The 2,219-nt window shown below is 44.8% G+C and carries 3 protein-coding genes; all 3 read right to left on the reverse strand.

Features of this window, described 5'->3' with window-relative positions:
- Window positions 1-83: 83 nt before the first annotated feature.
- Complete coding sequence (locus KDK14_RS10870) at window positions 84-305, reverse strand: YgiW/YdeI family stress tolerance OB fold protein (protein ID WP_257265130.1); 222 nt, start codon at window positions 303-305, stop codon at window positions 84-86.
- Between the two features lie 17 nt (window positions 306-322).
- Complete coding sequence (locus KDK14_RS10875) at window positions 323-490, reverse strand: hypothetical protein (RefSeq protein ID WP_257265131.1); 168 nt, start codon at window positions 488-490, stop codon at window positions 323-325.
- 130 nt (window positions 491-620) lie between these two features.
- Window positions 621-2,027 (reverse strand): hypothetical protein, encoded by a 1,407-nt coding sequence (locus KDK14_RS10880; RefSeq protein WP_257265132.1) that lies wholly within the window; start codon window positions 2,025-2,027, stop codon window positions 621-623.
- Between the last annotated feature and the right edge of the window lie 192 nt (window positions 2,028-2,219).

Genomic DNA, 2,219 nt, shown 5'->3' on the forward strand with positions numbered 1-2,219 from the left:
TTTTAGACCAATTTATCGCAACCGCAGTAGGGCAGTCTATTCTCGGACAGCCTCCCAGGCAGTGGCAGTTAGCCGAATGGTCATTACTGGCTGATAATTCTCAGTGACTTCACGTCTATTTCAACGCCGGATAGCCGATCAACATCGACTTCACCGATAAGCTCTACTTTGGTACTGGCATTGACCGGTTGCGGTGGAAAAACATTATCATCAATATCCGCCGTGATTTCACCGGTACCATCGTTAAACAGGTAACTCTCATGTTTGAGTTTGCGGACCAGATGGCCCTTGAGGACGACCCGCATGTCATCCCGGGGATGCTTCAGGATAGCAGCGACGGTTGTCGTACCATCCCCTGGACCGGTCCGCTATACCCCCCTGAGCCAGGCCCGGTATAAGCCCCTTCAGCAACAAAGACCGCAGCTGACAGCAAGGCAACAAAGAGCCATCTGACCCACTTCTGCTTTACATAAAAGTCATAGAGTTTCATTATGGAGACACCCTGACATTGACTTATATTTCAACTGAAAAGAGTAGTAGAAAAGGGAAACTCCGTCAGGTTATTGCTGAATCCATTGCACGTTTATGAATTATCCGGGTTAGAACACCAGCCCCCTGGCTTATTTTTTTTCAATCCGATAAAGGCCACAGATACCAACGAATTCCCCCAAACCCTGAAATATCTCAGGAGGAAAACCCGGTATAACAGGTATCATGGCTATTCCCATTCTTGTTAATGCTTTGGACGAGAAAAGCAACGCTTGATCGCTGGCCTCAGAAATGACCAGCACATTCTTGCCTCCCCGATCAAGCCAGGACTTAATGACTGTGGGAAGGAACTCATCAGCCTCAATCCGACGATTTTGAACCATGAAACCGGGCTGCGGCGCATCGAGTACCAATGCGGATGAGTGGATGTTTCTACCGGTCAATGCCAGTGTTTTTGAAAACTTGTCAATGCTGACAAAAACATCTGCTTTGTTGACCCTGGTAAAGGTTTTGTCAGGCGGATTGATATCAAAGCAAGTTGAGGGCATGCCTGCATCAATCATTCTTTTAGAAAAGTAACCAGTGCCCGCCATAGGGAAAAACAATCGGTCAATATTATTTGCTCTCAGGTAATTGTTAAGATGTTTTGCCGAGGCTTTAGAAATATTGGCATAAATACCAAGTTCAGTTTCACGATAATTTTCAATCATCGCTATCACTTGGGTAACACGGGAATCATCAGGAGTCCAATTAGACTTCAGGGCTATTTGCTCCTTGTGATGAGAGGGATCGCCCCTATAACCTTCGAGTTCACGAGGCTTCAGGGTATCAAGGGAATACAGGGGGTCTGGAAAGATCATATTGATATAACGAATTACTGAAAGCGATTCCGTACACAGCTCTCCCTTTAAAAGCGTTGACAAGTCCGTCAACTGACTATAAAGAGCATCCAGAATGCCAACATTAAACATTAAGCTTCGCTCATCAAAATTACCGTTGTTATCACCTTTGTTGTAAAAAAACTGATCACTTTTATTGATCAGACTAAACGCATACCCCACAACGTCAGTTTGTTTTTTCACATCCTCAAGCAGAGGAAGTGCCTTTAATATATTGGGTACATGTTTACGTTCAACCGCTTCATGTAACGTTTCGAATAAAGATGATTTTTCTTGATCTGATGTGGCATGGGACAGCTGCGCAATGAGGGCTGAAAAGTCCGGATCACTATTTAACCCTTCAGCAATTGGATGTTTGCGTAAATACTCCAACCGCGAATCCGTATCTGCCGGTGAATAAGCAAAACTACCACCTGGCGTCCTGGAGACTGATCTTTCGACTACGGGAACATCACGGGGAGATGAGTCCAGAACCCCGGCAAGGTCAGCTTGTGAAGTCGTCTCAGGTATTAATCCATCGGTTGCAACTCTGGTTTCACGATGATTGAATAAAACCTCCCTGAAAAGCCCGGTTAAATCCTCAACGGTCTGACAGCCATCAAATTGAGCAGTGGATTGGGGTTTGGCTATTGCGTCCATAAACCTTCCGGCAAACAATGTATATTTCGCTTTTCGACAGCTATATTTCAATATTGTTCCCGGAAAAATTGCTGATTCATCGGTATGCTTATGGTTCGGTTTCAACGCCTGACGACTGTTTTGCACGTCTCACGGTAACTAAGGAATTGTCTAAAAACAACTTTCCTAATATGGACGGTATTACACAAAAAA

The sequence above is a fragment of the Endozoicomonas sp. ONNA2 genome, assembly GCF_024606365.1.
Lineage (GTDB): Bacteria > Pseudomonadota > Gammaproteobacteria > Pseudomonadales > Endozoicomonadaceae > Endozoicomonas.

What these genes read in the sequence shown, in the direction of transcription:
- KDK14_RS10870 (WP_257265130.1), bottom strand. Translation starts at nt 305, where the DNA reads ATGCGGGTCGTCCTCAAGGGCCATCTGGTCCGCAAACTCAAACATGAG.
- KDK14_RS10875 (WP_257265131.1), bottom strand. Translation starts at nt 490, where the DNA reads ATGAAACTCTATGACTTTTATGTAAAGCAGAAGTGGGTCAGATGGCTC.
- KDK14_RS10880 (WP_257265132.1), bottom strand. Translation starts at nt 2,027, where the DNA reads ATGGACGCAATAGCCAAACCCCAATCCACTGCTCAATTTGATGGCTGT.